General features: G+C 68.1%; 25 protein-coding genes. 12 read left to right on the top strand and 13 right to left on the bottom strand.

Going from position 1 to position 25,543, the window contains the following annotated elements; translation table 11 throughout:
• Positions 1-156: 156 nt before the first annotated feature.
• Positions 157-438, bottom strand: a complete 282-nt coding sequence (locus tag A5673_RS17885) for a hypothetical protein (RefSeq protein WP_068235111.1) — start codon at positions 436-438, stop codon at positions 157-159.
• Between the two features lie 89 nt (positions 439-527).
• On the opposite strand from A5673_RS17885, the gene A5673_RS17880 reads away from it, so the two are divergent.
• From A5673_RS17880 to A5673_RS17870, 3 genes are all read left to right on the top strand, one after another.
• Positions 528-1,430 (top strand): NAD(P)-dependent oxidoreductase, encoded by a 903-nt coding sequence (locus A5673_RS17880; RefSeq protein WP_068235138.1) that lies wholly within the window; start codon positions 528-530, stop codon positions 1,428-1,430.
• Between the two features lie 134 nt (positions 1,431-1,564).
• A complete protein-coding gene (locus A5673_RS17875; protein ID WP_068235109.1) occupies positions 1,565-2,011 on the top strand; it encodes a helix-turn-helix transcriptional regulator in 447 nt (148 codons plus the stop codon).
• A gap of 4 nt (positions 2,012-2,015) precedes the next feature.
• Positions 2,016-2,426, top strand: a complete 411-nt coding sequence (locus A5673_RS17870) for a VOC family protein (RefSeq protein ID WP_068235108.1) — start codon at positions 2,016-2,018, stop codon at positions 2,424-2,426.
• A 65-nt stretch (positions 2,427-2,491) separates the two neighbouring features.
• Here the strand turns inward: A5673_RS17870 and A5673_RS17865 are convergent, their stop codons facing one another.
• The 4 genes from A5673_RS17865 to A5673_RS17850 all read right to left on the bottom strand — a co-directional run bounded on the left by A5673_RS17865 (position 2,492) and on the right by A5673_RS17850 (position 5,660).
• Complete coding sequence (locus A5673_RS17865; protein ID WP_068235107.1) at positions 2,492-2,746, bottom strand: hypothetical protein; 255 nt, start codon at positions 2,744-2,746, stop codon at positions 2,492-2,494.
• A 108-nt stretch (positions 2,747-2,854) separates the two neighbouring features.
• Entirely contained in the window at positions 2,855-4,297 is a 1,443-nt protein-coding gene (locus tag A5673_RS17860) for an amino acid permease (RefSeq protein ID WP_068235106.1), read from the bottom strand.
• A gap of 56 nt (positions 4,298-4,353) precedes the next feature.
• Positions 4,354-4,623: an EF-Tu/IF-2/RF-3 family GTPase gene (locus tag A5673_RS17855; protein WP_068235100.1), complete on the bottom strand. Its 270-nt coding sequence runs from the start codon at positions 4,621-4,623 to the stop codon at positions 4,354-4,356.
• 23 nt (positions 4,624-4,646) lie between these two features.
• Positions 4,647-5,660 carry an NADP-dependent oxidoreductase gene (locus tag A5673_RS17850; RefSeq protein ID WP_068235097.1) on the bottom strand — a complete coding sequence of 338 codons (1,014 nt, stop codon included), beginning with the start codon at positions 5,658-5,660 and terminating at the stop codon, positions 4,647-4,649.
• A gap of 22 nt (positions 5,661-5,682) precedes the next feature.
• Here A5673_RS17850 and A5673_RS17845 point away from each other — a divergent pair, with 22 nt between their 5' ends.
• From A5673_RS17845 to A5673_RS17835, 3 genes are read left to right on the top strand one after another with little or no spacing between them, the layout of a single operon-like run.
• On the top strand, positions 5,683-6,345 hold the full coding sequence (locus tag A5673_RS17845; protein ID WP_068235094.1) for a hypothetical protein: 663 nt from the start codon (positions 5,683-5,685) through the stop codon (positions 6,343-6,345).
• A gap of 29 nt (positions 6,346-6,374) precedes the next feature.
• On the top strand, positions 6,375-7,220 hold the full coding sequence (locus A5673_RS17840) for an SAM-dependent methyltransferase (RefSeq protein ID WP_068235091.1): 846 nt from the start codon (positions 6,375-6,377) through the stop codon (positions 7,218-7,220).
• Positions 7,221-7,227: 7 nt separating this feature from the next.
• Positions 7,228-8,061, top strand: a complete 834-nt coding sequence (locus A5673_RS17835; protein WP_068235089.1) for a class I SAM-dependent methyltransferase — start codon at positions 7,228-7,230, stop codon at positions 8,059-8,061.
• An 8-nt stretch (positions 8,062-8,069) separates the two neighbouring features.
• Here A5673_RS17835 and A5673_RS17830 read toward each other — a convergent pair whose 3' ends face one another.
• Complete coding sequence (locus A5673_RS17830) at positions 8,070-8,912, bottom strand: family 16 glycosylhydrolase (RefSeq protein ID WP_068235087.1); 843 nt, start codon at positions 8,910-8,912, stop codon at positions 8,070-8,072.
• A gap of 767 nt (positions 8,913-9,679) precedes the next feature.
• Here A5673_RS17830 and A5673_RS17825 point away from each other — a divergent pair.
• The 3 genes from A5673_RS17825 (at position 9,680) to A5673_RS17815 (ending at position 14,192) form a co-directional block, all read left to right on the top strand.
• Positions 9,680-10,660 (top strand): GAF domain-containing protein, encoded by a 981-nt coding sequence (locus A5673_RS17825; protein WP_082958810.1) that lies wholly within the window; start codon positions 9,680-9,682, stop codon positions 10,658-10,660.
• 110 nt (positions 10,661-10,770) lie between these two features.
• On the top strand, positions 10,771-13,209 hold the full coding sequence (locus A5673_RS17820; RefSeq protein ID WP_068235083.1) for a plasma-membrane proton-efflux P-type ATPase: 2,439 nt from the start codon (positions 10,771-10,773) through the stop codon (positions 13,207-13,209).
• Between the two features lie 101 nt (positions 13,210-13,310).
• On the top strand, positions 13,311-14,192 hold the full coding sequence (locus A5673_RS17815) for a polyphosphate kinase 2 family protein (RefSeq protein WP_068235081.1): 882 nt from the start codon (positions 13,311-13,313) through the stop codon (positions 14,190-14,192).
• Here A5673_RS17815 and A5673_RS17810 read toward each other — a convergent pair.
• Positions 14,189-14,785, bottom strand: coding sequence for a cutinase family protein (locus tag A5673_RS17810; RefSeq protein WP_156748338.1), 597 nt, complete (start codon positions 14,783-14,785; stop codon positions 14,189-14,191). The two genes, A5673_RS17815 and A5673_RS17810, sit on opposite strands and share 4 nt — an antisense overlap.
• Before the next feature lie 139 nt (positions 14,786-14,924).
• Here A5673_RS17810 and A5673_RS17805 point away from each other — a divergent pair, with 139 nt between their 5' ends.
• Complete coding sequence (locus A5673_RS17805; protein ID WP_068235079.1) at positions 14,925-15,596, top strand: class I SAM-dependent methyltransferase; 672 nt, start codon at positions 14,925-14,927, stop codon at positions 15,594-15,596.
• Here A5673_RS17805 and A5673_RS17800 read toward each other — a convergent pair.
• From A5673_RS17800 to A5673_RS17790, 3 genes are read right to left on the bottom strand one after another with little or no spacing between them, the layout of a single operon-like run.
• Entirely contained in the window at positions 15,586-16,653 is a 1,068-nt protein-coding gene (locus A5673_RS17800) for a prenyltransferase (protein WP_068235076.1), read from the bottom strand. The two genes, A5673_RS17805 and A5673_RS17800, sit on opposite strands and share 11 nt — an antisense overlap.
• Positions 16,640-17,398, bottom strand: a complete 759-nt coding sequence (locus A5673_RS17795) for a class I SAM-dependent methyltransferase (protein ID WP_068235073.1) — start codon at positions 17,396-17,398, stop codon at positions 16,640-16,642. The genes A5673_RS17800 and A5673_RS17795 overlap by 14 nt, the downstream gene beginning before the upstream one ends.
• A complete protein-coding gene (locus A5673_RS17790) occupies positions 17,392-18,621 on the bottom strand; it encodes a glycosyltransferase family 4 protein (RefSeq protein WP_068235072.1) in 1,230 nt (409 codons plus the stop codon). The genes A5673_RS17795 and A5673_RS17790 overlap by 7 nt, the downstream gene beginning before the upstream one ends.
• Before the next feature lie 326 nt (positions 18,622-18,947).
• Here A5673_RS17790 and A5673_RS17785 point away from each other — a divergent pair, with 326 nt between their 5' ends.
• Positions 18,948-20,501 (top strand): GMC family oxidoreductase, encoded by a 1,554-nt coding sequence (locus A5673_RS17785; protein ID WP_068235070.1) that lies wholly within the window; start codon positions 18,948-18,950, stop codon positions 20,499-20,501.
• 18 nt (positions 20,502-20,519) lie between these two features.
• Positions 20,520-21,281 (top strand): DUF1906 domain-containing protein, encoded by a 762-nt coding sequence (locus tag A5673_RS17780; RefSeq protein WP_068235068.1) that lies wholly within the window; start codon positions 20,520-20,522, stop codon positions 21,279-21,281.
• 140 nt (positions 21,282-21,421) lie between these two features.
• Here the strand turns inward: A5673_RS17780 and katG are convergent, their stop codons facing one another.
• The 3 genes from katG to A5673_RS17765 all read right to left on the bottom strand — a co-directional run bounded on the left by katG (position 21,422) and on the right by A5673_RS17765 (position 25,526).
• Positions 21,422-23,605 (bottom strand): catalase/peroxidase HPI, encoded by a 2,184-nt coding sequence (gene katG / locus A5673_RS17775; protein WP_068235065.1) that lies wholly within the window; start codon positions 23,603-23,605, stop codon positions 21,422-21,424.
• Between the two features lie 48 nt (positions 23,606-23,653).
• A complete protein-coding gene (locus A5673_RS17770) occupies positions 23,654-24,103 on the bottom strand; it encodes a Fur family transcriptional regulator (protein WP_369806496.1) in 450 nt (149 codons plus the stop codon).
• 142 nt (positions 24,104-24,245) lie between these two features.
• Positions 24,246-25,526: an Ig-like domain-containing protein gene (locus A5673_RS17765; RefSeq protein WP_082958808.1), complete on the bottom strand. Its 1,281-nt coding sequence runs from the start codon at positions 25,524-25,526 to the stop codon at positions 24,246-24,248.
• Positions 25,527-25,543: the final 17 nt, after the last annotated feature.

Genomic DNA, 25,543 nt, shown 5'->3' with positions numbered 1-25,543 from the left:
CAGCGACCCTATGAGCCAGACACCAGGTGATCAGGATCCAACCACCGCAACAAGCGGCAACCTCACCCTGACACTGACCAGACCCTACCGCGCCGATGAGCACAATGCGCGAAAGTCGGCCGGCCGTTGTCCCGGCGGCACTTTCGTGCCGTGCCGTCAGAGTTCGCGCGGCATCGGCGCGCCCGCCGCCGATTCCACGTATTCGGTGACGGCCTCGCGAGCGACCAGCCCGAAGCGGACCTGTAGGTCGATGGGGTTCAGCCCGAAGTACTTGGCGGCCCTGATCAGGTTGTCCGCGGTGATCAGCCTGCCCTCGCGGGCCGCCTTGTAGTAGGCAGACTTGCGGTACCCGAACGCCTCGTAGACCTCGGAGGCGGCGAGGGGCCGGCCCACCAGGTACCGCAACACCACCGTCGGGTCCTTGTCGCGGTCGTCCATAATCCGAAAACAGTAGCCGACGGCGGTGGGCGGCGCCTGTCATGCGGACACCGTCCGTCTCGGCGGATCGCACCGCCTACTATCAGCGCATGCGCGGCTCAAAGATCTTGATCACCGGCCCGACCGGCCAACTCGCCACCCCCATCGCCCTGGCACTGGCCCCCGAAAACGAAGTGTGGGGCATCGCCCGCTTCAGCAACCCCGCCGCACGAGAAGGCCTCGAGAAGGCGGGGATTCGGTGTCAGACCGTCGACCTGGCGGCCGGCGACTTCACCGGCGTCCCGGACGACTTCGACTACGTCCTGAACTTGGCGGTCGCCAAGAGCGGACATTGGGACAAGGACCTCGGCGCCAACGCGGAATCGGTCGGCCTGCTGATGGCGCACTGCCGCGGGGCGAAGGCCTTCCTGCACTGCTCCTCGGCGGCCGTCTACGACCCGCCCGGCGACGAACCCCGGACCGAGCAGGCCGCCCTCGGCGACAACCACAAGTTCTTGTTCCCCACCTATTCGATCTCCAAGATCGCCGGGGAGGTCGTCGCCCGCGCGATGGCGCGCATCCTCGACGTGCCGACGACCATCGCCCGCCTCAACGTGCCCTACGGGAACAACGGCGGGTGGCCCTACTACCACATGGAGATGATGCTGGCGGGCATCCCGATCCCGGTCCCGCCCGGCGGGCCCGCCCGCTACAACCCGATCCACGAGGACGACATCATCGCGACCGTCCCCAAGCTGCTCGAGGCGGCGTCGGTCCCGGCGACCACCGTCAACTGGTGCGGCGACCAGGCCGTGAGCCTCCAGGAATGGTGCGCCTACCTCGGCTCGCTCGTCGGCAAGGAGCCGGTGTTCGAGGAGAGCGCGCACGCTTTGCGGGGCAACCCTACCGACGGGGAGCGGATGCACGAGCTCATCGGCGGCACGACGGTCGACTGGCAGGACGGGTTGCGCCGGATGGCGGCGAAGTTCCACCCCGAGCTGGTCGGCGCGTAGGCGCTCGACGGGTCGGGCGGTACGCGCCGACGGCAACTCTTCCCGCGACACATAACCAGTTGCGAAGAATCGCCGACACACATCGCAGTGGCTTATGTCTCGGGGCCGGCGGCCCTGGTGGCAACATCGCGTAGGTGACCGCGAGCTCGGCCGAACAACAGCTGCGCGACCTGGCGCTGCTGCGCCGTGTCCGCGACCGGATGGACCGGGACTACGCGCAACCCCTGGACGTCGAGGCGCTCGCCCGCGGGGTGCACATGTCCGCCGGGCACCTGAGCCGTGAATTCCGGCGCGCCTACGGCGAATCGCCCTATTCCTATCTGATGACGCGGCGCATCGAGCGGGCGATGGCGCTGCTGCGGCGCGGCGACCTGAGCGTCACCGAGGTCTGTTTCGCGGTCGGCTGCTCATCGCTGGGCACCTTCAGCACCCGGTTCACCGAACTGGTCGGCATGCCGCCCAGCGCTTACCGGCGCCAGGGGGCCGACGTGAGCGCGGGGATGCCGCCGTGCGTCGCCAAGCAGGTGACCAGACCGATCAGGAATCGAGAAGCGCGGGTCGCCGGGCCGCATTTAGCGTAAGGCCATGGACATCACGATTCACTCGAGTTTCCTCCCGCACGACGACCCGGAAGCCTCGCTGGCCTTCTATCGCGACACCCTCGGCTTCGAGGTCCGCCTCGACGTCGGCCAGGGCAAGATGCGCTGGATCACGGTCGGACCTCCGGGTCAGCCCGGCACGTCCATCGTGTTGAACCCGCCGGCCGCCAATCCCGGCATCACCGACGACGAGCGCCGCACCATCGCGGAGATGATGGCCAAGGGCACCTACGCGATGCTCCTGCTCGCCACCAAGGACCTCGACGGGGCCTTCGAGCAACTGCAAGCCGCCGACGCCGAAATCGTCCAGGAGCCAACCGAACAGCCCTACGGTCTCCGCGACTGCGCCGTGCGCGACCCGGCGGGCAACCTCATCCGCATCCAGCAACTGCGCTGAGCCGGCCACGGGAAAAGTCCCGAATCTCAAGCAGATTCGGGACTTTCCGCTTCCAGCGGGCCGGATCAACTCCCCTTGAAATAGCGGGTCAGGAACGCGAAGGCAACGACCCCCGAGATGGCACCGATCACGACCCAGAGCAGCAGCTGCGGAATGATGGCGCCGGCGACCCAATCGAAGGTCATCGCCAGGTAGAACCCCCAGATCACGCGGTAGACGCTCCAGACCGCAACCAACGCGTTGGCGATCCCGATGTACAGGCTGCGCTGACGGTCGACGCGGTTGACCTGCTGTTCGAGGCTGGCGGGAACGAGCTTCATCTGTCTGACTTCCTTTCACGTGGCGCCGCCTGGGTGGCGTCGTCGTTGCGGTAAGTACAGAGCGCGCGATCGGCTACCGATCCCAAGAACCTCAGCCGGGGAGCGGCGTCAGGCGGCCTGGTCGAGCTCGGCCTGGAATTGGCGGTACCGCTCGGCGCGGCCGGGCCGGCGCCGGACCACGAGCCAGCCGGCCGCCAGGACCACGAACCACAGCGGAAACCATGCCAGGGCGATCGCGGTTTCGTGTTCGGTGCACAGCGTCCAGATCACGAACGCGAAGAAGCCGAGGATGGCCCAGCACATCACCGTGCCGGCCGGCATCCGGTAGGACGAGTCGGCGTGACGTTGCGGGTACCGGCGCCGGTAGGCGAGGTAGCTGACGACGATCACCGCCCACACGAACATGAACAACAGCGAGGCGACGGTGGTCACCAGCGTGAACGCACCCATGACCGAACCGCCGACGTAGAGCAGCGGAATGGAGGTCAGCAGCAGCGCCGCGGTGAGAAAGAGGGCGACCGAGGGCACGCCGCGGCCGTTGAGCCGACGAAAGGGCGACGGGGCGCTGCCGTTGTCGGCCAGACCGAACAGCATGCGGCCGGTGGAGAAGACCCCGGAGTTGGCCGAGGAGGCGGCCGCCGTGGTCACCACGAAGTTGACGATCGATGCCGCGGCGCCGAGCCCGGCCAAGGCGAACATCATGACGAACGGGGACTGGCCGCCGGCGAAGTGCCGCCACGGGACGACGGTGAGGATCGCCAGCAGCGCACCGAGGTAGAAGATCGCCACCCGGATAGGGACGGCGTTGATCGCGCGGGGGAGGGTGCGGCAGGGATCGGCGGTTTCGGCCGCCGCGGCGCCGACGAGTTCCACCCCCACGAATGCGAAGAACGCGATCTGGAACCCACCGACCACGCCCATGAACCCCGTCGGGAAGAACCCGCCGTCGTTCCACAGGTTCTCGACTGTCGCCCGATTGCCTTGCGGCGACACGAAATCCGTCGCCACCAGCACGGCGCCCACCACGATGAGGCACCCGATCGCCGCGACCTTGATCAGGGCGAACCAGAACTCCATCTCCCCGAAGTTGCGGACGCTGGACAGGTTGAACACGAGGATGACGCAGCCGGTCACCAGCGGCGGCAGCCACAAGGGCACGTCGGGCCACCAGAACTTCGAGTAGCCGGCGATCGCGACGATCTCGGCGATGCCCGTGACGATCCAGGCGAACCAGTAGGACCAGCCGACGAAAAAGCCGGCCGCCGGGCCCAACAGGTCGGCGGCGAAGTCGACGAACGACTTGTAGTTCAGGTTCGACAACAACAGTTCGCCCATCGCGCGCAGCACGAAGAACACGAAAAACCCGATGAGCGCGTACACCAGCAGTACCGCCGGGCCGGCGAGCGAGATCGTCTTTCCGCTGCCCATGAACAGCCCGGTGCCGATCGCCCCGCCGATCGCGATCAGCTGGATGTGCCGGTTGGCGAGGCCCCGGCGCAGCTGCGGGGCGGCGTCCGCGGCCGTCGTGGGTGAGGGAACGCCGGATGCCATGGCGAAGACATTAGAGGCGCGGCCCGCGGGCCGCGACAGTTGTGACGCGTCTCGGATTACGCCAAAAAGACGCCTGACGAGGTGATCACGTCCCCGGCGGCGAGATCGTTTTTGTCGAGCGCCTTGAAGAGCAATCCGACGTTGTCGCCGGCCGTCGCGGTGTCGATCTTCTTGCGGAAAGCCTCGATCGCATCCACCCGCACGGTCGGGCCGTTGTTGATCTGCACCTGGTCGCCGACGCGCAGCTCCCCGTATTCCACGCGGCCGGTGGCCACCGCCCCGCGACCGCGGATCACGAACACGTCCTGGACCGTCATGCGAAACATGCGGTAACGGTAGTGGCCGGCGGCTAGTTCGACAGCTTCACCACGAGCTTGCCGACGTTCTTGCCGTCGAACAGCATGTTGATCGCCGTCGGCAGCTGTTCGAAGCCCTCGACGACGGTCTCGAGCGGCGTCAGCGTGCCGTCGGCGATCAGGCCGGCGATCTCGGTGGCCGCCTCCGGCGCCCGCCCGAGGTGGTCGAGGACGATGAAGCCCTGCACCGTCGCGCGCTGGATGAGCAGGTTGCCGAAGGCGCGCGGTCCCGGCGGGGGATCGGCCGCGTTGTAGCCGGAGATCAGGCCGCACAGGGCAACGCGTGCACCGATGTTCAGCCGCGCGAAGACGGCGTCCATGATGTCGCCGCCGACGTTCTCGAAGTCGACGTCGATGCCGTCGGGGGTGGCCGCGGCGAGCTGGGCGGCCCAGTCGGCGGCGCGGTGGTCGACGGCCGCGTCGAGGCCGAGTTGGTCGGTGAGCAGGGCGCACTTCTCGGGTCCGCCGGCGATCCCGACGACGCGGGCGCCGGCGGCCTTGGCGAGCTGCCCGGCGACCGACCCGACCGCGCCCGCCGCGGCGGACACCACGACCGTCTCGCCCGGCTTGGGCTTGCCGATGTCGCGGATGCCGATCCAGGCGGTCAGGCCGGTCGATCCCAGCGCGCCCAGGTAGGCGCTCGGCGCAATGCCCTCCGCGATGTCGACGGGCATCACGAACGCGGTGGGCGAGATGACGGCGTAGTCCTGCCAGCCGAGCAGGCCTTGCACGGCCTGACCGACCGGATAGTTCGGATTCTTCGACGCGACGACCTCACCGAGGCCGGCGGCGCGCATGACCTCGCCGATGCCCACCGGCGGCAGGTAGGTCGGCGTGTCGTTGATCCACATGCGGTTCGTCGGGTCGAGCGATATCCAGTCGACGCGCACCAGCGCCTCACCGTCGCCGATCTCCGGGACCGCCTCCTCGCTCAGCTCGAAGGTGCCGGGGCCGATGCGGCCGGTGGGGCGTTCGCGGAGCAGAAAACGGCGGTTTCGATCGGACATATGCGCACCGTACCCTTCAATAATGTCGCGAGTTGCCCTGATGCCCCTTGCCGTAATGGCGGCGGCGGTTTTGTCGCTGCCGGTCCCCGCCGCCGCCGATCCGCCGCCGACCCAGCAGATCAGCGTGATGGCCGTCGGGCCCGACGGCCAGCCGATGAACGGATACCGGGAGTCGCCCCCGGAGGGCAACGTCGTCACCGTCGAAGGCTGCGAACCGTCGCCGTCGGCGACGGCCGACAACGTCTACTCCTGCTCGCCCAGCGCGGCCGGCGCCGGCACCTGCTGGCCGTCCACGCCGGGATCGCTGCTGTGCGTGAACAATCCCTGGACCAAGACCATGCACCGGGTGAAGTACCAGGGTTCGCTGCCGCCGGTGCAGCCGACCGCCACGCCAGAGCCGTTCGCATTGACCCTCGACGACGGCACCCAGTGCCGGCTGCGCAACGGCGGCGCGGGGGGTGGCCGCGCCGACGGGTACGTGGCCGCCTATTACTGCGCCGACCCCTACGCCAACGTCAACGTGCTGTGGCTGCCCAGCCAGGGCGCCGGGAGCTGCATCGACCGCTCGTCGGCGACGTGGACGGTCAAGGTCGGTCCGCTCGGCACGCCGGACACCGTCTATCCACCACCCCAGACCCGCGCGGTGACAGAAGTGTGGTTCGCCGGACCCAAGGCCGGTCAGTAGGGCGGCGATGTGGCTGCTATAACGCACATATGTCAGCCCCCAGACACACGATCACCCACGTCTCGGACACTGCTCGGTGGACGGCGTTGCACCGGGCGACCGAATCGGCCCGTCCCGACGCGCTTTTCAGCGACCCGCTTGCCGAGCGCCTCGCGGGCGAACACGGCCGCGAAATCGTCGCCAACGTGCCGCGGTCGACCCGTAACGGCTGGTGGCTCGTCGCGCGCACCAAGATCATCGACGACGCCATCGCCGAAGCGATCGCCGCCGGCTGCGACCGGGTGCTGAACCTGGCCGCGGGTTTGGACACCCGGCCATACCGTTTGGGCCTGCCGGCCGACCTGACGTGGATCGAGGCGGATCTGCCGAAGTTGCTCGAGGAGAAGACGCAGCTGCTGGCCGACCAGACGCCGCGCTGCCGGCTGACGCGGACCGCCGTCGACCTGGCCGACGCGGCGGCCCGGGGCGCGTTCCTCGATGAGGCGCTGGCCGGCGCCCGCAAAGCGCTGGTACTGACCGAAGGCCTGTTGATGTACCTGGACGAAAGCGACGTCATCGCGCTGTCGGCGGCGTTCACGCGCCCCGAAATCAATTGGTGGATGCTCGATTTCGCGGGCCCGGGCCTGAAGCGGATGATGAATAAGAAGATGGCCGGCATGCTGCAGAACGCGCCGTTCAAGTTCGCGCCCGAGAACGGCCTGGCCTTCTTCGAGGGCCTCGGCTGGCGCACGGTCGAGGTGCAAGCGCTCTACGTCGCCGCCCACCGGTTCCGCCGCTTGCCGCTGTGGATGCACCCGATGACCTGGCTGCCCGAACCGGACCCGCGTCGCCCGGGCCGCAGGGTCTGGAGTGCAACCGCGCTCCTTGCGCACTGACACCACGATGAGTCGGGCCAACGACAAGGTGGACGCCAGGCTGCTGACGGGCGTCTCGGAGACCGCACTGTTGACCCTCTACGGCAGGGCCGACCAGGCGGGTCGTCCAGACCCGATCATCGACGACCCGATGGCCGTCGAGCTCGTCGAGGCCATCGACTTCGACTTCGAGAAATTCGGCCGTAAAGGCCAGGAGATGGCGTTGCGCTCACTGGCCGTCGACCGGTGCGCGATCGGGTACCTCACCAAACATCCCGAGGCAACCGTCGTCGCACTCGCCGAAGGCTTCCAGACGAGCTTCTGGCGTCTGGACGGCGCGCTGCCACACGCGCACTTCCGTTGGGTCTCAGTGGATCTGCCGCCCGTCGTCCAACTTCGGCAGCGCCTGTTGCCGCAATCCTCGCGGATCACCCACCTGGCACAGTCGGCGCTCGACTACAGCTGGATGCCCGCGGTTAACAGCAGCAACGGCGTATTCATCACCGCCGAGGGCCTGCTGATGTACCTGCAACCACACGAGGCTATGGGGCTGATCGCAGAATGCGCCAAACGGTTTCCCGGGGGGCAGATGTTCTTTGACCTGCCGCCGATCTTCGTCAAGAAGCTGGCTCCGAGGGGACTGTTGTCGTCCAGACGCTACCGGGTGCCGCCGATGCCGTTCAGCCTGTCGACGCGTCAACTGGCGGATCTGGCGAACACCATGCCCGGGGTCCGAGCGGTGCACGACATCTCGATGCCGAAAGGGCGGGGCTTGTTTTTCGGGACCCTGTTCCCCGCGTTCTGGCGGTTCGGCCCCACGAAGCCGCTCCGCGGGGCGTACACCCTGCTGGAATTCGGCTGACGCCGGTCCTACCAGACGCGTATCCAGTCGATCAGCATGTCGGCGGGATAGGTTCCCGGTCCGGGGTCCTCTCCGCCGGAACCGGCGACCGCGAGGTTGAAGACCGGGAAAACGGTGTAGCCGGGGCGGTTGAACGGCCAATCCGGCAGCGAGCTCGCCGGGACGTCGAAGTAGGGCGCCGCCCCGTCGGTGTAGTCCTTCCAGAACCGGATGCCGGCGTCATCCCACTGGGTGCGCCAGGTGTGCCAGGCGCTGTCCACCGCGATGTTATGGGTCTTCCATTCGCCGCCGTTCGCCTTGGCGTGGACGGTGGTGGCCGAGGGCCACTTGCCGTTGCCGTACCACTCCATGACGTCGATCTCGCCCTGATCGTCGTTGCCCAGCCAGTAGGCCGGCCAGGCGCCGGCGGTCAGGCAATTGAGCTTGATCCGCGCCTCCCAGGTGTGCCCCACGCCGCCGCGCCACAGGCTTTGGACCTTGCCGCTGTAGTAGGTGGGTCCGTCCTTCGCGGCGCGCAGGACGAGGTTGGAGTTGCCGTCGAGAAAGACGTTCTTGCGGTCATCGCGGTACTGCCCGATGTGCTCGGGCAGTTCCCAATACGTCGGGTCCTTGATCGTCTCGCGGGCTTTGGCCACGCCCCACTTCGACGCATCGGGGGCCGAGCCGGCCGGGCCGTCGAACTCGTCGGAGAAGATGTAGGCCCCGGCCTGGCCGCTGGGCGCGGCGGGCGGTGGGGCCTCGGGCGATCCGGGTCGGCGCGGGTGGGCCCGGGCCTCGGGGAGCGGCAGCGCGGCTGCCAGCACTCCGATCCCGGCCGTCAGGATCATGCGGCGGCGGTCGATCTCTGGCATAAGCAACGCACGATAGCAGCAGGCGCAGTGCGGATGCGAAACGGGAAATGTTGTCGGTGACCGCCGTTAGGGTGTGGTTCGCCGCCGGACGCAATCGGACGACGGCAGGTTAGCGGTTTTGGATTGCGCCGAAATTCATGGCTAATTCTCACCTTGGCGTGTGGTTTGGTCTCAGGATTGGCAGGGCATTCTGGAATCACGAACCGATAACCACTGTTGATAGCTTTGCGGGTTGCTCGGGAGGAGTTGGAATCGTGGCGGATGCACCGGGGGCGACGGTCATTTTCCTTCAGTCTCATCCGGCGTGGATTGCTGCTCGCCGCCAGGAACGCGAGCGCCGCGCGGCGATGCGCCGCCATCCGTCTTATTTAGCTCGTCGGCAGGCCGCCGCGTCGGGCGGCCGGGTTACCCGCGACTTCAAGCTGTACTCGAGCACCGACACCCCCGCCTGAATTCCGCTTCTTTTAGATCACGAGAGTGCAACTAGCGACGGTGCTTCTCGCGGAAAATGCGTCGGCAGTTGCACTTTCGCGGGTCGGCCGGCCGATTTAAGCCGTTTTCTTCGCGTCGAAAGCACCCAAACGACGGCGCTCGTTGAGCGCGATATCGAGGCGCACACCTGAGATAGCCGCCGGCCGAGCCGACCGGAAACGGAAATTTCACCAGCGACATGGTGACCGTGGTATATGGTCCAGCCAGGTCTGGGTTGATCAAGCAGTCGGTCCCCCAAATTTTCATGACGCGCTCCTGGTGAGCGAGGGGGACCGATGGCTGTTACTACCGGCGACGCACCCAAGACAACACCCCTGTCTCTGGGAGCCAGGCTGTCGCGAACGACCATTCGCCTCGCCATCGCGGCGCTCCAGCGCCGCTACGGGCTGGACGATCAGGCGGCCTTCGACGTGTTGCGGGACGTCTCGCAGCGTCGCAATGTGAAGCTGCGTGCCGTGGCCGCCGAATTGCTGTCGCCTGGTAGCGACGGACGATCGACGCCCTCCGGGTCGCCGCCGCCCCTGCCATTCACTATCGGGGGCCGCGCGTGTTCGAACCGCAGCGAGGTGCTGACGGAGTTGATGCGGGCTGCGGTCACCCGCTGCGGCACCGACCGGGGCACCGTTCAGCTGCGCGACCCGGTGCACGGCGGGCTGCAGATCGAAGGCACGCGCGGTTTCGGGCAGGACTTCGCCGACGCGTTCAGCTACCTGGACGAACCCGGAACGCCGTGCGGGCACGCGTTTGGCGGTGCCCGCCAAGTGGTGGTCGCCGACGTTGACAGCTCGCCGTTGTTCAGCGAGGCCGCCCGGGAAATCCTGCAGGCGAACGAGGTCCGCTCGTGCGTGTCCACCCCGATCGTCGACGACGACGGAAAGGTCCGGGGGATCGTCTCGACCCACGACCGTCGCCGCGACACCGTTCCGGACGATGCCGACCTGCGGCACGTCCGAACGCTGGCGAATCAATGCGGCCGCTGGCTGCAGTGGTACGACGGCGCGGTGCTGCCCGGGATCGTGGGCGAGGTCCATCAGGCCGCCGCCGCCCAAGCCAAGCGCGCGGGTCCCCGTCGGGCCGCGAGCCGGAGTAACCCGGCTGCCAACATCGCGGCCGCCGCCCGGCTGCTGTCCGAGCGCTACGGTGTCGCACCGAGTCACGCCTCCGACGTGCTCGCCGCGCTCGCGGCCGCGCGCGGGATCGCGCTCGACGACCTGGCCGCGCAATTGACCGATAGCTGCGTTAAGCCGCCCACCTGATTGACGCCGCGGGTGGCGCTAGTTCGTCGCATTGGGGGCATTCGGCCCTACTGCTTCTCCACTGACGGTGGGAATGTGCGCAATTGAGCACTCGAGGTGGGGAGACGGGGTTGACGGAAGCGCCCGACAAATTGACCGACTTGCCGCTGCCGCAGCTGCTGACCGAACTGGACAGCTCCGCGGCCGGTTTGACCGCCGCCGAAGCGCTGCAACGGCTTCAGCAGTACGGCCCGAACGAAATCGTTGAGCGCCAACGCAATCCGGTGCTGGAATTTCTGGGATACTTCTGGGCGCCCATCCCGTGGATGATCGAGGTCGCACTGGCGCTGTCGCTGGCCGCCCGGCACTGGACCGACGCGGTGATCATCGGGGTGCTGTTGGCGATGAACGGGCTGGTGGCCTACTTCGAGGAACACCAGGCGGCCAACGCGATCGCCGCGCTCAAGCAGCGGCTCGCTACCTCCGCGCGGGTGTTGCGCGACGGCGCGTGGGCAACGGTCGCGGTGCGCGAGTTGGTGCCGGGCGACGTGGTGCGGGTGCGGCTCGGCGATGTGGTGCCCGCCGACCTACGGGTGCTCGACGACGTCACGCTCGAGGTGGACCAGTCGGCGCTGACCGGCGAATCGCTGGCCGTGCACCGCGGGCAGGGCCAGAGCCTGTATTCGGGGTCGGTGCTGGTGCGCGGCGAAGCGGACGCGCTGGTGTGCACCACCGGGGCGTCGTCGTTCATGGGGAAGACCACCGCGCTCGTGGAAAGCGCCGGCACGGTCAGCCACTTCCAACGCGCGGTGCTGCGCATTGCCAACTACCTGATCGTGATCGCGGTCGCCCTGGTGACGTTGACGGTCGCGGTCTCGCTGGTCCGGGGCAATCCCGTGCTGCAAACCCTCGAGTTCGCGCTGGTGGTGACGATCGCGTCGATTCCGGTGGCGCTGCCGGCGGTGCTGTCGGTGACGATGGCGGTCGGTGCGCGTCAGCTGGCGCGCCAACAGGCTGTCGTCAGCCACCTGCCCTCGGTCGAGGAACTGGGCGGCATCGACATGTTGTGCTCGGACAAGACCGGCACGCTGACCCAAAACCGTCTCGCGGTCGCCGCCCGCTGGACCGTCGCCGCCGTCACCGACGACGAGCTGCTCGCGGTCGCCGCGCTGGCGTCGCGCGCCGAAGACAACGACCTCATCGACCTGGCCGTGCTCGCCGCCGCCGGCGAGGCACCGGCCATGCGGGTGGACCGGTTCGTCCCGTTCGACCCGGTCAGCAAGCGCACCGAGGCATCGGTGCGCGACCCCGGCGGTCGGGCGTTCCGGGTCAGCAAGGGCGCCCCGCAAATCATCGCCGCCCTGTGTGACGGCGACGGCGCCGCCACCGAGGTCGGCGACGTGGTCGAACGGTTCGCCACCCACGGCTACCGATCCCTGGCGGTGGCCAGGACGGACGGCGATGGCTCGTGGCGCCTGATGGGGGTGGTGGCCTTGGCCGACCCGCCCCGCGAGGACTCCGCGGCCACCATCAGCGCCGCGAAGGAACTCGGCATCGACGTCAAGATGGTCACCGGCGACCAGGTCGCGATCGGGCGCGAGATCGCCCGCCAGGTCGGCCTGGGCGAGCAGATCCTGGACGCCGGCACCCTGGACGACGGCGCCGACGACGACCATGCGGGCGCCCGGGTCGAGGCCACCGACGGTTTCGCACAGGTGTTCCCGGAGCACAAATACCGCATCGTGCGGTTGCTGCAGGCGCGCGGGCACATCGTGGGGATGACCGGCGATGGGGTCAACGACGCCCCCGCACTCAAGCAGGCCGACGCCGGCATTGCGGTGGCCGGGGCCACCGACGCGGCCCGGGCCGCGGCCGACGTGGTGCTGCTCGCGCCGGGGTTGTCCGTGATCGTGGCCGCGATCGCCCAGGCCCGCGAGATCTTTGCCCGCATGACCAGTTACGCAACCTACCGGATCGCGGAAACCATCCGCGTGCTGCTGCTGATCACCCTGGCGATCGTGTTCATGAATTTCTTTCCGGTCACCGCCGTGATGATCGTGTTGTTGGCGCTGCTCAACGACGGCGCGATCCTGGCCATCGCCTACGACCGCGCGCGCGGCTCCGCTAAGCCCGTCAAATGGGACATGCGCAGTGTGCTAACCATCGCCACCACCCTCGGGCTGCTGGGCGTCGTCGAGACCTTCTTGCTTTTCGCGCTGGCAGACAACGTCTTCGGCCTCAGTCACGACCTGATCCGCACACTGATCTACCTCAAGCTGTCGGTCTCGGGACATTTGACGGTGTTCGTTACCCGTACCCGTGACCGGTTCTGGTCGCGACCCCTTCCATCCCCTGTCTTGCTCACGGCGGTCGTCGGGACCCAGGGCATCGCCACCGTGATTTCTGTCTACGGCGTGGCGATGACGCCACTCGGTTGGGGCTTGGCCGGGGTCGTATGGGCCTACGCCGTGTTTTGGTTCCTCGTCGAAGACCGGGTCAAACTGATTGTCCACCACTGGCTCGACCACCATCCCGCCGGGAAAACCCAAACCGTCCGCGCGACAGGCTGATTCGACGCTCGCGCCCAACCGGAGCCGCGGCGACACGGGCACGCTCGCCGCCGGCATTGCGGCCGCCTGTTCAATGGATACAAAAGGACTGGGAGGCGAATGTGAGCAGCGACTGGAAACGGCTGGCGGACGCGACGCGCGTCAAGCCGGGCTCCAAGGTCGACCTCGCCAAGGATTTCGATCCCGGCCGCCGCGACGAAGGGCTCGGGAAGGACGCCGGCCTTGCGGCACTGGCCGATGCCACCGCCGCATTGGTGGAACTGCAGGACCGCTTCTTCGCGCAGGCCGATCGCGCGCTGCTGATCGTTCTTCAGGCGATCGACGCGGCCGGTAAAGACGGCACGATCAAACACGTCATGAGTGGGCTGAACCCCGAGGGTGTCGACGTGCACAGCTTCAAGGCGCCGTCGGCGACCGAACGGGCGCACGACTACCTGTGGCGCCACCACAAGGCGTTGCCGGAACTCGGACGGATCGCGGTGTTCAACCGATCCCACTACGAGAACGTCTTGGTCACCCGTGTGCACGCCGACCAGTTGTGGCCGCCGGCGGTGACGCCTGACTCGAAAGGCATTTGGAAGCGGCGGTTCCGCGACATCAACAACTGGGAGCGCTACCTCACGGACAACGGGACGATCATCGTCAAGATCTTCCTCAACGTGTCCAAGGACGAGCAGAAGCGCCGGTTTCTCCAGCGCATCGAGGAACCCGAGAAGAATTGGAAGTTCTCGGTCGCCGATCTGCGCGAGCGCGCGTTTTGGGACGACTACCAGCGTGCCATCTCAGACATGCTGAGCCACACCAGCACCCAGTGGGCGCCGTGGCATGTGATCCCCGCCGACCACAAATGGTTCAGCCACCTGTCGACCTCCGCGGTGCTTGTCGAGACGCTCAACGGCCTTGATCCGCACTATCCCCGGGTCGACGCCGCGACCACCCAGGAGCTGGCCGACGCAAAGCAGAAGTTGCTGGCTGCGGATTAGAGCTTGCCCGCGACGAAGTCGGCGGCCTGGTTGGCCATGCCGGCATCGATGTACGCGCTGGCCAGGTGCTGCGGCCAGTTTTCTTTCCAGGTGTTCGGGTCGGCCGGGTTGCAGATGGGATCCGCGCCGTGGCACAGCTCGATGGTCCGGTCGTTGTAGGTCGGGTTGAAGTTCGTGATCGGACCGACCCACTGGCTTCCGTTGCCGAACAGCGCGACGGCGGCGATGTGCTGATCGATCCCCGGCGGCAGCGGGCTGTCGAAACCGAACGCGCTGATGGGCGCCGCCAGCACTACGTCGGTGACCGCCGCGCCCAGCGAATAGCCGCCCAGCACCAGGCGGGTGTTCGGGCAGTCGTTGACCATGCCCTGGATGTGGTGGCTCATGTCGTTGGCGCCGATGTCGATCTGCGTGTCGGCTGGGTAATTCACGGCATAGACGCCGATGTTCTTCGACACCTTGGACCGCAAGGCGCTGATGAACGCGTTGCCGAGCGCGCCGGTGCCCGGCGATTCGTAGCGGCCGCGCGCGAAGACGACCTGCACCGGGGGACAGCTCGCCGCGGCGGCCGTCGGCGTCGTGGACGGCAGCATCGTGAGCCCGGCTGCGATCACGACCACCGCCACGCCGGCATCGACCCAGTTGCGGGCAGACACGCGCACAGCACGATGGTAAAGCGATTCGGACGATCCCGCTGGCCGGGGGCTTGAAGGCGCCAGCTAGGTTCGGCTGATGAGCCGCGCCGACGTCAGTCCAACCGAGCGCCTGTTCGCGATGGCCGAGCGGGTGCAGGGCTTCATGCCGCCCGACGAGGGGCGCGCGCTCTACGACGCCGCGCTGCGCTACCTCGGGGGCGGCGTCGGCGTCGAGATCGGCACCTACTGCGGCAAATCCACCCTGTTGCTCGGCGCGGCGGCGCAACAGACCGCCAGCGTGCTCTACACGGTCGACCATCACCACGGCTCGGAGGAACACCAAGCCGGCTGGGAGTACCACGACGCCACGATGGTCGACGACGTCACCGGGCTTTTCGACACGCTGCCCACCTTCCGTCGCACGCTGGACGCCGCGGGCCTGGACGACCACGTCGTCGCGGTGGTGGGCCGCTCACCGGTGGTGGCGCGCGGCTGGCGAACACCGCTGCGGTTTTTGTTCATCGACGGCGGCCACTCCGAGAAGGCGGCGACCGAGGACTTCGACGGCTGGGCCAAGTGGGTGGACGCCGGCGGGGCGCTGCTCATCCACGACGTCTTCCCGGACCCGCGCGACGGCGGCCGCCCGCCCTACTACATCTATTGCCGCGCGATGGATTCCGGTCAGTTCCGCGAGGTGTCGGCCACGGGGTCGCTGCGGGTGCTCGAGCGCACCGGCGGGCGGGCGGGCGAGCCCATCCTCAGCCGCTGACCACGCATTCGCAGTCGAAGTCGGTCTGCAGTCCCATCGGCAGCCCGTCGCCGCGGAAGATCGCGCTGCCTCCGGTGGTGTCCGACAGCGCGTCGGCCGCCAGGATCATCGCCGCGCCGGTCCAGGTGGTGCGCTCCTCGGGCCAGCGCTTCCCGTCGGCGAAAACCAGTCCGGTCCAATAGGACCCGTCCTCCTCGCGCAGGTGCTGCATCGCGGCGAACTGCCGATGCGCGGCCGAGCGGTGCCCGATCGCGTCGAGGGCCATCACCAGCTCGCACGTTTCGGCGCCGGTCACCCACGGCCGGTCGCCAACGCAGCGAATGCCGAGGTCGCCGACCACGAAGGCGTCCCAGCGCTCCCTGATGCGCGCGGCGGCCGCCGGGCCGCGCAACGCACCGCCGAGGATGGGGTAGTACCAGTCCATCGAGTAGCGGTCCTTCTCGGTGAACGCCTCCGGATGCGCGGCGATCGCGTGGCCCAGGCGCCCGAGTGCCAGTTCCCACTCCGGTTGCGGTTCGCCGACCAGCGCCGCCAGCGCCAGGGCGCAGCGGATGCTGTGGAAAACGCTGGCGCATCCGGTCAGCAGCGCTTCCGGCAACGGGCCGTCTTCGCTTCGGGCCCAGGCAATCTCGCCGTAGCCGAACTGCAGGTCGATGACGAAATCGATCGCCTTGTGCACCACCGGCCACATCCGTGCGGCGAACGACTTGTCGCCGGTGATCAGCACGTGATGCCACACGCCGGTGGCGATGTAGGCGCAGAAGTTGCTGTCGCTGTTGTGGTCTTCGACGACCCCGGCGCGGGTTTGGATCGGCCAGGAGCCGTCGGGGCGCTGCGTGCGGCGACTCCAGTCGAACGCGGCCCGCGCCGGCTCCAGCAGCCCGGCGACCGTCAGCGCCATCGCGCATTCCACGTGATCCCACGGATCGGTATGCCCGCCCTCGAACCAGGGGATGGCACCCGACGGCTCTTGGGCGGCGGCTATCGACCGCGCGGTCTGCCGGCATTGGTCGGAGGTGAGAACACCCGGAACGGCCGGCGCGCTACCCTGATGCAACTGAATACCCCAGGGCCGCTTCGCTTTCCGTCACGCTCGATTTGGTGAAGTACATCGCCACGCTCTTGCCGACGAGCGGGTTGAGCAGCGATTCGGCCAACTGAGTGACCTTGGGCCGTTGCATCAGGTCCCACACCAGCAGCTTGTGGTAGGCGGCCACCGCGGGATGGTCGGGGTTCGACACGCCGACAGCGCATTTCAGCCACCAGAACGGCGAGTGCAGCGCGTGCGCGTGATGTGCATGCGTCAATTCCATGCCGCCACCGGCGATCTTGCGTCGCAGCTCGCTCGCCTTGTAGATGCGCACGTGGCCGCCCTCGTTGGCGTGGTATTCGTCGGAAAGCAGCCAGCACACGCGCTCGGGCAGCCAGCGCGGGACGCTGACCGCCAGCGTGCCACCGACTTTGAGGACCCTGACCAGTTCGGCGATCGCGGCGTCGTCCTGGGGGATGTGTTCGAGGATCTCCGAGGCAATGACGCAGTCGAACGTCTCGTCGGGATAGGGCAGGCTCAGCGCGTCCCCGAGGACGACCTTTGCCGACGCCGCCGCCGGCGCCTCCCCGGTTTCGGCCATCGCACGCAGAATGGTGTCGACGGAACGCAATTCGGACCCGTCGCGATCGAAGGCGATCACGTCGGCGCCTCGCCGGTAGGCCTCGAACGCATGCCGGCCCGCCCCGCACCCGACGTCGATCACCTTCGTGGACGGCCCGATAGCGAGCCGATCGAAATCGACGGTCAGCATCGCGCGATCGCCCGCTCGTAGACCCGCACGGTCTGAGCGGCCACCGCCTCCCAACTGAACACGCTGATCGCGCGCTCGCGGCCGGCCTTGCCCATGGTGCGGCGCTTTTCCGGCGAGTCGAGCAGCTCACCCAGCGCGCGGGTGAGGGCGTCGACGTCGGCGGGCGGCACCAGCTCGGCGCAGGCGCCGTCGGTGCCCAGCACCTCGGGGAGCGCGCCCACCCGGCTCGCCACGATCGGCGTTCCGCTGGCCATGGCTTCCACCGCGGGCAGCGAAAACCCTTCGTAGAGCGACGGAATGCAGGCGACCTCGGCCGAGGCGAACAGCGCGGCGAGCGCCTCGTCGGACAGCCCGCTGGTGATGTGGACGATGTCGGAGATCCCGAGTTCGGCGATGAGTTTGTGGGTGGGGCCGTTGGGTTCCACCTTGGCCACCAGCCGCAGCTCGACGTCTCGGCGGGCGCGCAGCTTGGCGACCGCGTGCAACAGCGTGCGGACGCCCTTCAGCGGGGTGTCGGCGCTGGCGATCGCGATGACCCGGCCCGGGTGCCGGGGCCGCGAACTCGGCTGGAACAGTTCGGTGTTCACCCCCAACGGCACCACGTGCAGTTGTTCGGGGGAGACGCCGAAGTCGGCGACGATGTCCGCGGCCGACGACGACGAGACCGTCAACAGGTCGGGGATCCGGCGCGCCACCTGTTCCTGCATCTTGGAAAAGCCATACCAGCGGTGCACCAACGGCTTTCGCCACCATCGCGCGGCGGCCACGTCGAGCACCCGGTCGCGGGTGATGGGATGGTGCACGGTGGCCACCACCGGGAGGCCCGCGTCGGCGATCGCCAGCAGGCCGGTGCCCAGGCTCTGGTTGTCGTGCACCAGGTCGAAGTCGTTGGCCCGTTCGGCCAGCAGCCGGGCGACGCGCATGGTGAACGTCCGCGGTTCGGGGAAGCCGGCCGTCCACACGGTCAGCAGTTCCAGCAGGTCGATCGAGTCGCGGATCTCGCTGGGGCGCGGCACCCGGAACGGGTCGGGCTCGCGATAGAGGTCCAGGCTGGGCACCTTGGTCAGCCGCACCCGCGGATCGAGCAGCTCCGGATAGGGCTGGCCGGAGAAGACCTCGACCTCGTGGCCGAGTTCGACCAGGCCGCGGCTGAGATGGCGCACGTAGACGCCCTGTCCGCCGCAATGGTCCTTACTGCGATAGGACAGCAGGGCAATTCGCATACTCAACTCTTATCCGCCGACGAAACAACGCGGGCGACCGCCCCCCGATCCATCGCTCTCAACGGACTCCCGAACCCCGCGACAGCAAACTGGACATGTGTCCAGACTATAGTTCGCCCACCTAAATGACGCAACGAGGCCCGAGCGCACCGCGTTTGGGTGTGCTGCCAGGGCTTTCCGGGTGAGCCCAGGGCGCGATCGGGCGCCGATTTGCGCCCTGAGCTCACACTCGAAGCCGCCAGCGCACAACGGCGTGAACCCCTCGGCTCGCCGATTCGTGGATTAGGTATAGGTAGCTATACCCAGCCGCGATCGAGGAGCAATCAGTGGGTGCTGTGTTGGAGGCGCGTTACGACGTCATCGTGTGCGGGGCGGGATCGTCCGGCTCGGTGATCGCCGGCCGGTTGGCGGCGAACCCCGACGTCAAGGTGCTGCTGCTGGAGGCCGGCGGCCCCGACGACGTCCCCAGCGTCACCGAGGCTGGCCAGTGGCCGCTGAACCTCGGGAGCGAACGCGATTGGGGGTTCGCGTCCGAGCCCGACCCGCGAATTCACGGCCGCTCGATCCCCTTTTCGATGGGCAAGGTGCTCGGCGGCGGATCCGGCATCAACCTGATGGTGTGGGCGCGGGGGCACCGCAGCGACTGGGACCACTTCGCCGCCGAGTCCGGCGAACCGGCCTGGGCGTACGAACAGGTCCTCGATCTGTACCGGCGCATCGAGGATTGGGACGGCACCGGCGAGCCCAACCATCGGGGCAGGGGCGGTCCGGTGTTCGTGCAACCGGCGCCGGAGGCGCATCCGCTGGCCGCGGCGACGCTGTCGGCAGCGCGGGCGGTAGGGATCCCCACCTACCAGAGCCCCAACGGGCGCCTGATGGAGGACGCCCGCGGCGCGGCCATCGCGGACCTGCGCTGGCGAGCCGGGAAGCGCCTGTCGGTGTTTCGCACCTACACCGCCCCATACCTGGACAAGCCGAACCTGACGGTGCTGCCGCACGCGCTGGTCGCGCGGGTGGTTTTCGAAGGCAAGCGGGCCGTCGGCGTCGAGGTCGTCCACGGGGGGGCGGTGCACCGGATCGCCGCCGATGTCGAGGTGGTGCTGTCGCTCGGCGCGATTCACACGCCCAAGGTGCTGATGCAGTCCGGCGTCGGCGACGACGCGGAACTGCGTGGCGTCGGGGTGACGGTCCGCCAGCACCTGCCCGGCGTCGGACGCAACTTCCAGGACCACTTCGGATTCGATTGCGTGTGGGAATTTCCCGAGGATCTGCGCGGCAACACCCAGGTCGCCGCGGCGCTGTTCTGGGACTCGGGGGCGGCCGACATCGGGGGCCCGGATCTGTTCGCGTGCCTGGGACCCTTTCCCAAATCCACCCCGGAGAGCGTCGCGAAATACGGCCTGCCACAAAACAGTTGGATCCTGTTCGGCTCGCCCACGCACCCCAGCAGCCGCGGTCGGTTGCGCTTGTCCGGCCCCGACCCGTCCGATGCGATCCGGATCGAGGCCAACGCGCTGTCGGACCCCGAAGACCTCAAGACCGCGATCGCCTGCATCGAGACCCTGCGCGAGATCGGCAACGCCCCGGAGCTTCGTCCGTTCGTCGCGCGGGAGGTCATGCCGGGCGACCTGTCGGGCGCCGAGTTGGACAGCTACCTCCGCGACGCCGTGACCACCTACTGGCACGAATCCGGAACGGCGAAGATGGGCCGCGACACCATGTCGGTGGTCGACGGACGCCTGAAGGTTTACGGTCTGGAGAACCTCCGCGTCGCCGACGCATCGATCATGCCGCGCATCACCAGCGCCAACACGATGGCGCCCTGCGTGGTCATCGGCGAGCGGGCCGCGCAATTCATCGCGGCCGAGCACGGAATCTGACTTTGTTACCATCGCGCCGTGCGATCGGTCTCACGGCGCGACGTCCTCAAATTCGCCGCACCGGTTCTCCTGGGCCTCGGCGCGGCGGCCGCGCCGGTCAACGAGGCGCGGGCCGCCGACGTGCAGCTGATCGATTTCGCCGAGAAGCGCATCGCACCCGAGGAGATCAAGGGGGCCGGCTACGCCGGGGTGGTGAACTACGTGTCCGAGTCGCGGCCGGGCGCGAACTTCGAGGCGAAGCCCCTCACGCGCCAGTACGCGGACTCGCTGCGCGCGGCCGGTCTGCAGATCGTCAGCAACTTCCAGTACGGCAAGCCCGGCTGGCCCGATCCGTCGGACTCCACCCGCGGCTACGACGGCGGCGTGGCCGACGCCCAGACCGCGCAGCGGCTGCACGCCGCGGCCGGGGGACCGGCTTCGGCGCCGATCTTCTTCAGCATCGACGACAACATCGACGAGAACTTCTGGAATACCTCTGGGGTGCAATGGCTTCGGGGGATCAACTCGGTGCTCGGCGTCGGCCGCACCGGCGTCTACGGGCATGCCCAGACCTGCGGGTGGGCGATCCGGGACGGCGTCATCGGCAACTCCAGCACACCCGGCCACCGGTGGGCGTGGCAGACGAGGTCGTGGTCGAACGGGGCGCGCGAACCGGCGGCGGTGCTGTATCAGGCCGTCGTCAACAGCCCGTCGAACCCGAGTCCGCTGCTGGGCGGGATCAACGTCGACATCGACGACGTCCTCGCGCCCGACTACGGCCAGTGGGATTTCGCCCGCTGACCGCGACATAAACCTGTGCGACCGCCCGCGGCGCGTCGTGTGCGTGAGTTATAGGTCGCGGAGAATGACCGGCCTGAGCACCCGTACGCACGACACCCCGCGAGCCGATGGCCCGCGGGGTGTCGCTTGGTATCCGGCTATTACTTCAGGTCGAACCGGTCGGCGTTCATGACCTTGACCCAGGCCGCGACGAAGTCCTCGACGAACTTCCCCGCATTGTCGTCCTGGGCATAGACCTCGGCCAGCCCGCGCAGCACCGAGTTCGACCCGAACACCAGGTCGTTGGCGGTGGCCGTCCACTTCTTCTGACCCGACTTGCGGTCGACGACCTCGTAGACGTTCTCCGCCGACTCCGACGCCTTCCACGCGTTGTCCATGTCGAGCAGGTTGACGAAGAAGTCGTTCGTCAGGACACCGGGCCGGTCGGTGAACACGCCATGCTTGCTGCCGCCGTGGTTGGCATTGAGCGCGCGCAGGCCACCGACGAGCACCGTCAGCTCGGGACCGGTCACGCCCAGCAGGTAGGCGCGCTCGTGCAGCAACTGCTCCAGCGGCGCCTTCTCGCCGGCCCGGATGTAGTTGCGGAACCCGTCGGCCCGCGGTTCGAGCACCGCGAACGACTCCACGTCGGTGCTCTCCTGCGAGGCGTCGGTCCGCCCCGGCGCGAAGTGCACCGTGATCTCGTAGCCGGCGTCCTTGGCCGCCTTCTCGACCGCCGCGGATCCGGCCAGCACGATCAGGTCGGCCAGCGAGATCTTCTTGCCGCCCGACGCCGACGCGTTGAAGTCCTGCTGGATCTTCTCCAGCACGGGCAACACCTTGTCCAGCTCCGACGGCTCGTTGACCTCCCAGCTGCGCTGCGGCTCGAGGCGCAGCCGCGCCCCGTTGGCGCCGCCCCGCTTGTCGGTGCGCCGGAAGCTGGACGCCGCGGACCAGGCCGTCTTGACCAGCTGCGGCACCGACAGGCCGGAGTCGAGCACCTTTTGCTTGAGCGCCGCGACGTCCTTGTCGCCGACCAGCTCATGGTCGACGGCCGGGACCGGGTCCTGCCACAGCTGCGGCTCGGGAATCCACGGCCCGAGGTAGCGGCTGATCGGGCCCATGTCGCGGTGCAGCAGCTTGTACCAGGCCTTGGCGAACGCCTCGGTCAGCTCCTCCGGGTGGTCCAGCCAGCGCCGTGTGATGTCGCGATAGATGGGGGACTCGCGCATCGAGATGTCGGTGACCAGCATCGTGGGGGCGCGACCGGGGCCGCCGAACGGGTCGGGGATGGTGCCCGCACCGGCGCCGTCCTTGGCGACGAACTGCCAGGCATCGCCGGGGCTCTTCTGGAGCTCCCACTCGTAGCCGTACAGCGTCTCCAGGAAGGTGTTGTCCCACTTGGTCGGAGTCGGCGTCCAGACCACCTCCAGGCCGCTGGTGATGGCGTCCTTGCCCACGCCGGTGCCGTGCGAGCTCTTCCAGCCCAGGCCCTGTTGCTCGATCGGGGCGGCCTCCGGCTCGGGGCCGACCAGATCGCCGCTGCCGGCGCCGTGGGTCTTGCCGAAGCTGTGCCCGCCGACGATCAGCGCGGCGGTCTCCTCGTCGTTCATCGCCATCCGCCCGAACGTCTCGCGGATGTCGATCGCGGCGGCGATGGGATCCGGCTTGCCCTCGGGGCCTTCGGGATTGACGTAGATCAGGCCCATCGTGGTCGCGCCGTAGGGCTGGGCGAGGTCGCGCTTACCGGAGTAGCGCTTGTCGGTGCCCAGCCAGGTGTCCTCTTCGCCCCAGAGGATTTCCTCGGGCTCCCAGACGTCCTCGCGGCCGAACGCGAAGCCGAAGGTCTTGAATCCCATCGACTCCAGGGCGCAGTTGCCGGCGAAGATGATCAGGTCGGCCCAGGAGATCTTGTTGCCGTACTTCTTCTTGACCGGCCACAGCAGCCGGCGGGCCTTGTCCAGGCTCACGTTGTCCGGCCAGCTGTTGAGCGGGGCGAAGCGCTGCATGCCCTGGCCGCCGCCGCCCCGGCCGTCGAAGATGCGGTAGGTGCCGGCGGCGTGCCAGCTCATCCGGATGAACAGGCCGCCGTAGTGGCCGTAGTCGGCGGGCCACCAGTCCTGCGAGGTGGTCATCACCGAGATCACGTCCGCCTTGAGCGCGTCGACGTCCAGCTTGGCGAACTCCGCGGCGTAGTCGAAGTCGTCGCCGAGCGGGTTGGACTGCGGGTTGTGCGGCTGCAGCGTCGACACGTCGATCTGGTCCGGCCACCAGTCCCGGTTCGTCAGGGGCGCATGCGATTTAGGCTCGGGCGCGGGAATTACCGGGTTTTCGCTCTCAGACACAACATTCCTTTCGGTGTTAGGTGAATCGGGCTGTGATCACCGGAGTGATCAAGAATCTGCGGTCGAGCAATCGGGGCACATTCCCCAGTAGATGACTTCGGCCTCGTCCAGGACGAAGCCCTCCAGCACGCGGTTGTCGTCCAGCGGGGTCAAGCACGGCGCCTCTCCGACCGCGCAGTCGACGTCGGCGATGACCCCGCAGGCGCGGCACACGACGTGGTGGTGGTTGTCGCCGACCCGGGCCTCGTAGCGGGCGACCATGCCCAGCGGCTGGATCCGGCGCACCAGGCCCACCGCGGTCAGCGCGCTGAGCACGTCGTAGACGGCCTGGCGCGAAACGTCGGGCAGCTCGTCCCGCACCGCGGTGAAGATGGTGTCCGTGTCGGCATGGGGGTTGGCGTGCACCACCTCGAGGACGGCAAGCCTGGGCCGGGTCACCCGCAGGTCGGCCATGCGCAGCCGATCCGCGTTGCTCGGCGATGAGGACACGTGGTCCATATCACTCTCTTATTTGGAATCAGTCAAGACTTTCCGGGGAGGGCGTTGCGCGAATACGCGGTGAACGTTGACCATCCGGTCGTCGAGCGGCGCGGCTGTGGCGTCGAACGACGTTGACTGCGAGCGAAACTCGGCGCAGCCCCTAGGACGCCGGCTGCAACGCGCTGCCCTTGCGCCACTGGTCCCAGCTCAGCGTCCAGTCACCGTTCTGGGCGAGCGTCAACGGCGGTCCGCCGCTGTTGCGGACCTCGACCACGTCGCCGGGTACCGAGAAGTCGTAGAACCACTTCGCGTTGTCGGCGTTGAGGTTCAGGCAGCCATGCGAGGTGTCCCGGTGCCCCTGGGCCCACACCGTCGCGTCGAGCTCGTGCAGGTAGATGCCGTCGATGCTGATCTTGGTGGCCCAGTTGATCGTCTCGCGATAGCCGAGGCGTGAATTCTTGGGCAGCCCGAACGTCGAGGAGTCCATCACGACCGGGTTGCCTTTGCTGAGCACGGTGTAGACCCCGGGCGGGGTCCACAACGAGATGGTGTGCCCGGCGACGTCCTCGGTGCCGCCCATCCCCATCGACGTGGGCATGGTCCTGACCAGGGCGCCGTTGTCGAACACGCTGACCTGATGGGTGGCGTCATCGGCGATGGACACGTGGGCGTCTCCGATGCGGAACGACACCCGCGTGTCGTCCTGCCCGAATAGCCCGTCGCCCAAGGCGATTCCGTAGATCTTGGCCTCGGCGGTAACGGTGGTGCCCGGGGCGTAGTAGCGCTCGGGGCGCCAGTGGGCGTTCTGGTCGTCGACCCAGAACCACGAGCCGGGCACCGGTGGGTTGGTCGTCACCTTGAGCTGCCGCTCGGCGGCGGCCCGGTCGGCGATCTGCTCGTCGAAGTGGGCGACGACCACGGTCCCGACGCCGTAGGTGCCGCCGTCGTGCAGGGCGGCCTCGGCCGTCGTGGTGAACGAAACCCTGGTCTGGTTGGAAGGCCGCAGGGTCGAGAATGACGAAACCTGCGTGACCGCAACGCCGTTGGCGCCCTGGCCGGTGGCGGTCAACGTGTAGGTGCGACCGTACCCCAGCGGGACGGTGGGCTTCCAGACGGTGTTGTCCGGGGTCATCACGCCCTGCACCGATTTGCCGCTCTCGTTGACCATGCGCACGTCGGTCAGCGTCCCCGCGTCGGCTTTCACCATGACCGGTGCCAGCGGGTCGACGTCGCCCGCGCCCGCACCCGGCGTGATCGTTATGTGCGCGGCGGCAGGCGTTTTCGCGGCGGCCCCGGGGCGGTGGCAGGTGCTGTGCGGGCACGACGTCAACGACGCTGTCTCGATCACGCCCATGATGCCGACGAAGACCAGCACGGCCAACACGAACCGGCGAGGCCAAACCTGCGAATCCGCGTTCGCATCGCTTGCGGGCATGACCATCACATAGCCCCGTGCGT

Origin of the sequence: Mycobacterium sp. E3198, from assembly GCF_001667015.1 — a bacterium.
GTDB lineage: Bacteria > Actinomycetota > Actinomycetes > Mycobacteriales > Mycobacteriaceae > Mycobacterium.
The sequence above is the reverse complement of the archived record's forward strand: the minus strand, read 5'-3'. Positions and strand labels throughout refer to the sequence as shown.

Bases quoted from the DNA above. Each gene is read 5' to 3' on its own strand.
- A5673_RS17860 (WP_068235106.1), bottom strand. From the start codon at position 4,297: ATGGCATCCGGCGTTCCCTCACCCACGACGGCCGCGGACGCCGCCCCG.
- A5673_RS17880 (WP_068235138.1), top strand. From the start codon at position 528: ATGCGCGGCTCAAAGATCTTGATCACCGGCCCGACCGGCCAACTCGCC.
- A5673_RS17855 (WP_068235100.1), bottom strand. From the start codon at position 4,623: ATGTTTCGCATGACGGTCCAGGACGTGTTCGTGATCCGCGGTCGCGGG.
- A5673_RS17795 (WP_068235073.1), bottom strand. From the start codon at position 17,398: ATGCTGACCGTCGATTTCGATCGGCTCGCTATCGGGCCGTCCACGAAG.
- A5673_RS17845 (WP_068235094.1), top strand. From the start codon at position 5,683: ATGTCGCGAGTTGCCCTGATGCCCCTTGCCGTAATGGCGGCGGCGGTT.
- A5673_RS17770 (WP_369806496.1), bottom strand. From the start codon at position 24,103: ATGGACCACGTGTCCTCATCGCCGAGCAACGCGGATCGGCTGCGCATG.
- A5673_RS17825 (WP_082958810.1), top strand. From the start codon at position 9,680: ATGGCTGTTACTACCGGCGACGCACCCAAGACAACACCCCTGTCTCTG.
- A5673_RS17805 (WP_068235079.1), top strand. From the start codon at position 14,925: ATGAGCCGCGCCGACGTCAGTCCAACCGAGCGCCTGTTCGCGATGGCC.
- A5673_RS17765 (WP_082958808.1), bottom strand. From the start codon at position 25,526: ATGGTCATGCCCGCAAGCGATGCGAACGCGGATTCGCAGGTTTGGCCT.
- A5673_RS17835 (WP_068235089.1), top strand. From the start codon at position 7,228: ATGAGTCGGGCCAACGACAAGGTGGACGCCAGGCTGCTGACGGGCGTC.
- A5673_RS17850 (WP_068235097.1), bottom strand. From the start codon at position 5,660: ATGTCCGATCGAAACCGCCGTTTTCTGCTCCGCGAACGCCCCACCGGC.
- A5673_RS17870 (WP_068235108.1), top strand. From the start codon at position 2,016: ATGGACATCACGATTCACTCGAGTTTCCTCCCGCACGACGACCCGGAA.
- A5673_RS17790 (WP_068235072.1), bottom strand. From the start codon at position 18,621: ATGCGAATTGCCCTGCTGTCCTATCGCAGTAAGGACCATTGCGGCGGA.
- A5673_RS17810 (WP_156748338.1), bottom strand. From the start codon at position 14,785: ATGCTGCCGTCCACGACGCCGACGGCCGCCGCGGCGAGCTGTCCCCCG.
- A5673_RS17830 (WP_068235087.1), bottom strand. From the start codon at position 8,912: ATGCCAGAGATCGACCGCCGCCGCATGATCCTGACGGCCGGGATCGGA.
- A5673_RS17865 (WP_068235107.1), bottom strand. From the start codon at position 2,746: ATGAAGCTCGTTCCCGCCAGCCTCGAACAGCAGGTCAACCGCGTCGAC.
- A5673_RS17885 (WP_068235111.1), bottom strand. From the start codon at position 438: ATGGACGACCGCGACAAGGACCCGACGGTGGTGTTGCGGTACCTGGTG.
- A5673_RS17840 (WP_068235091.1), top strand. From the start codon at position 6,375: ATGTCAGCCCCCAGACACACGATCACCCACGTCTCGGACACTGCTCGG.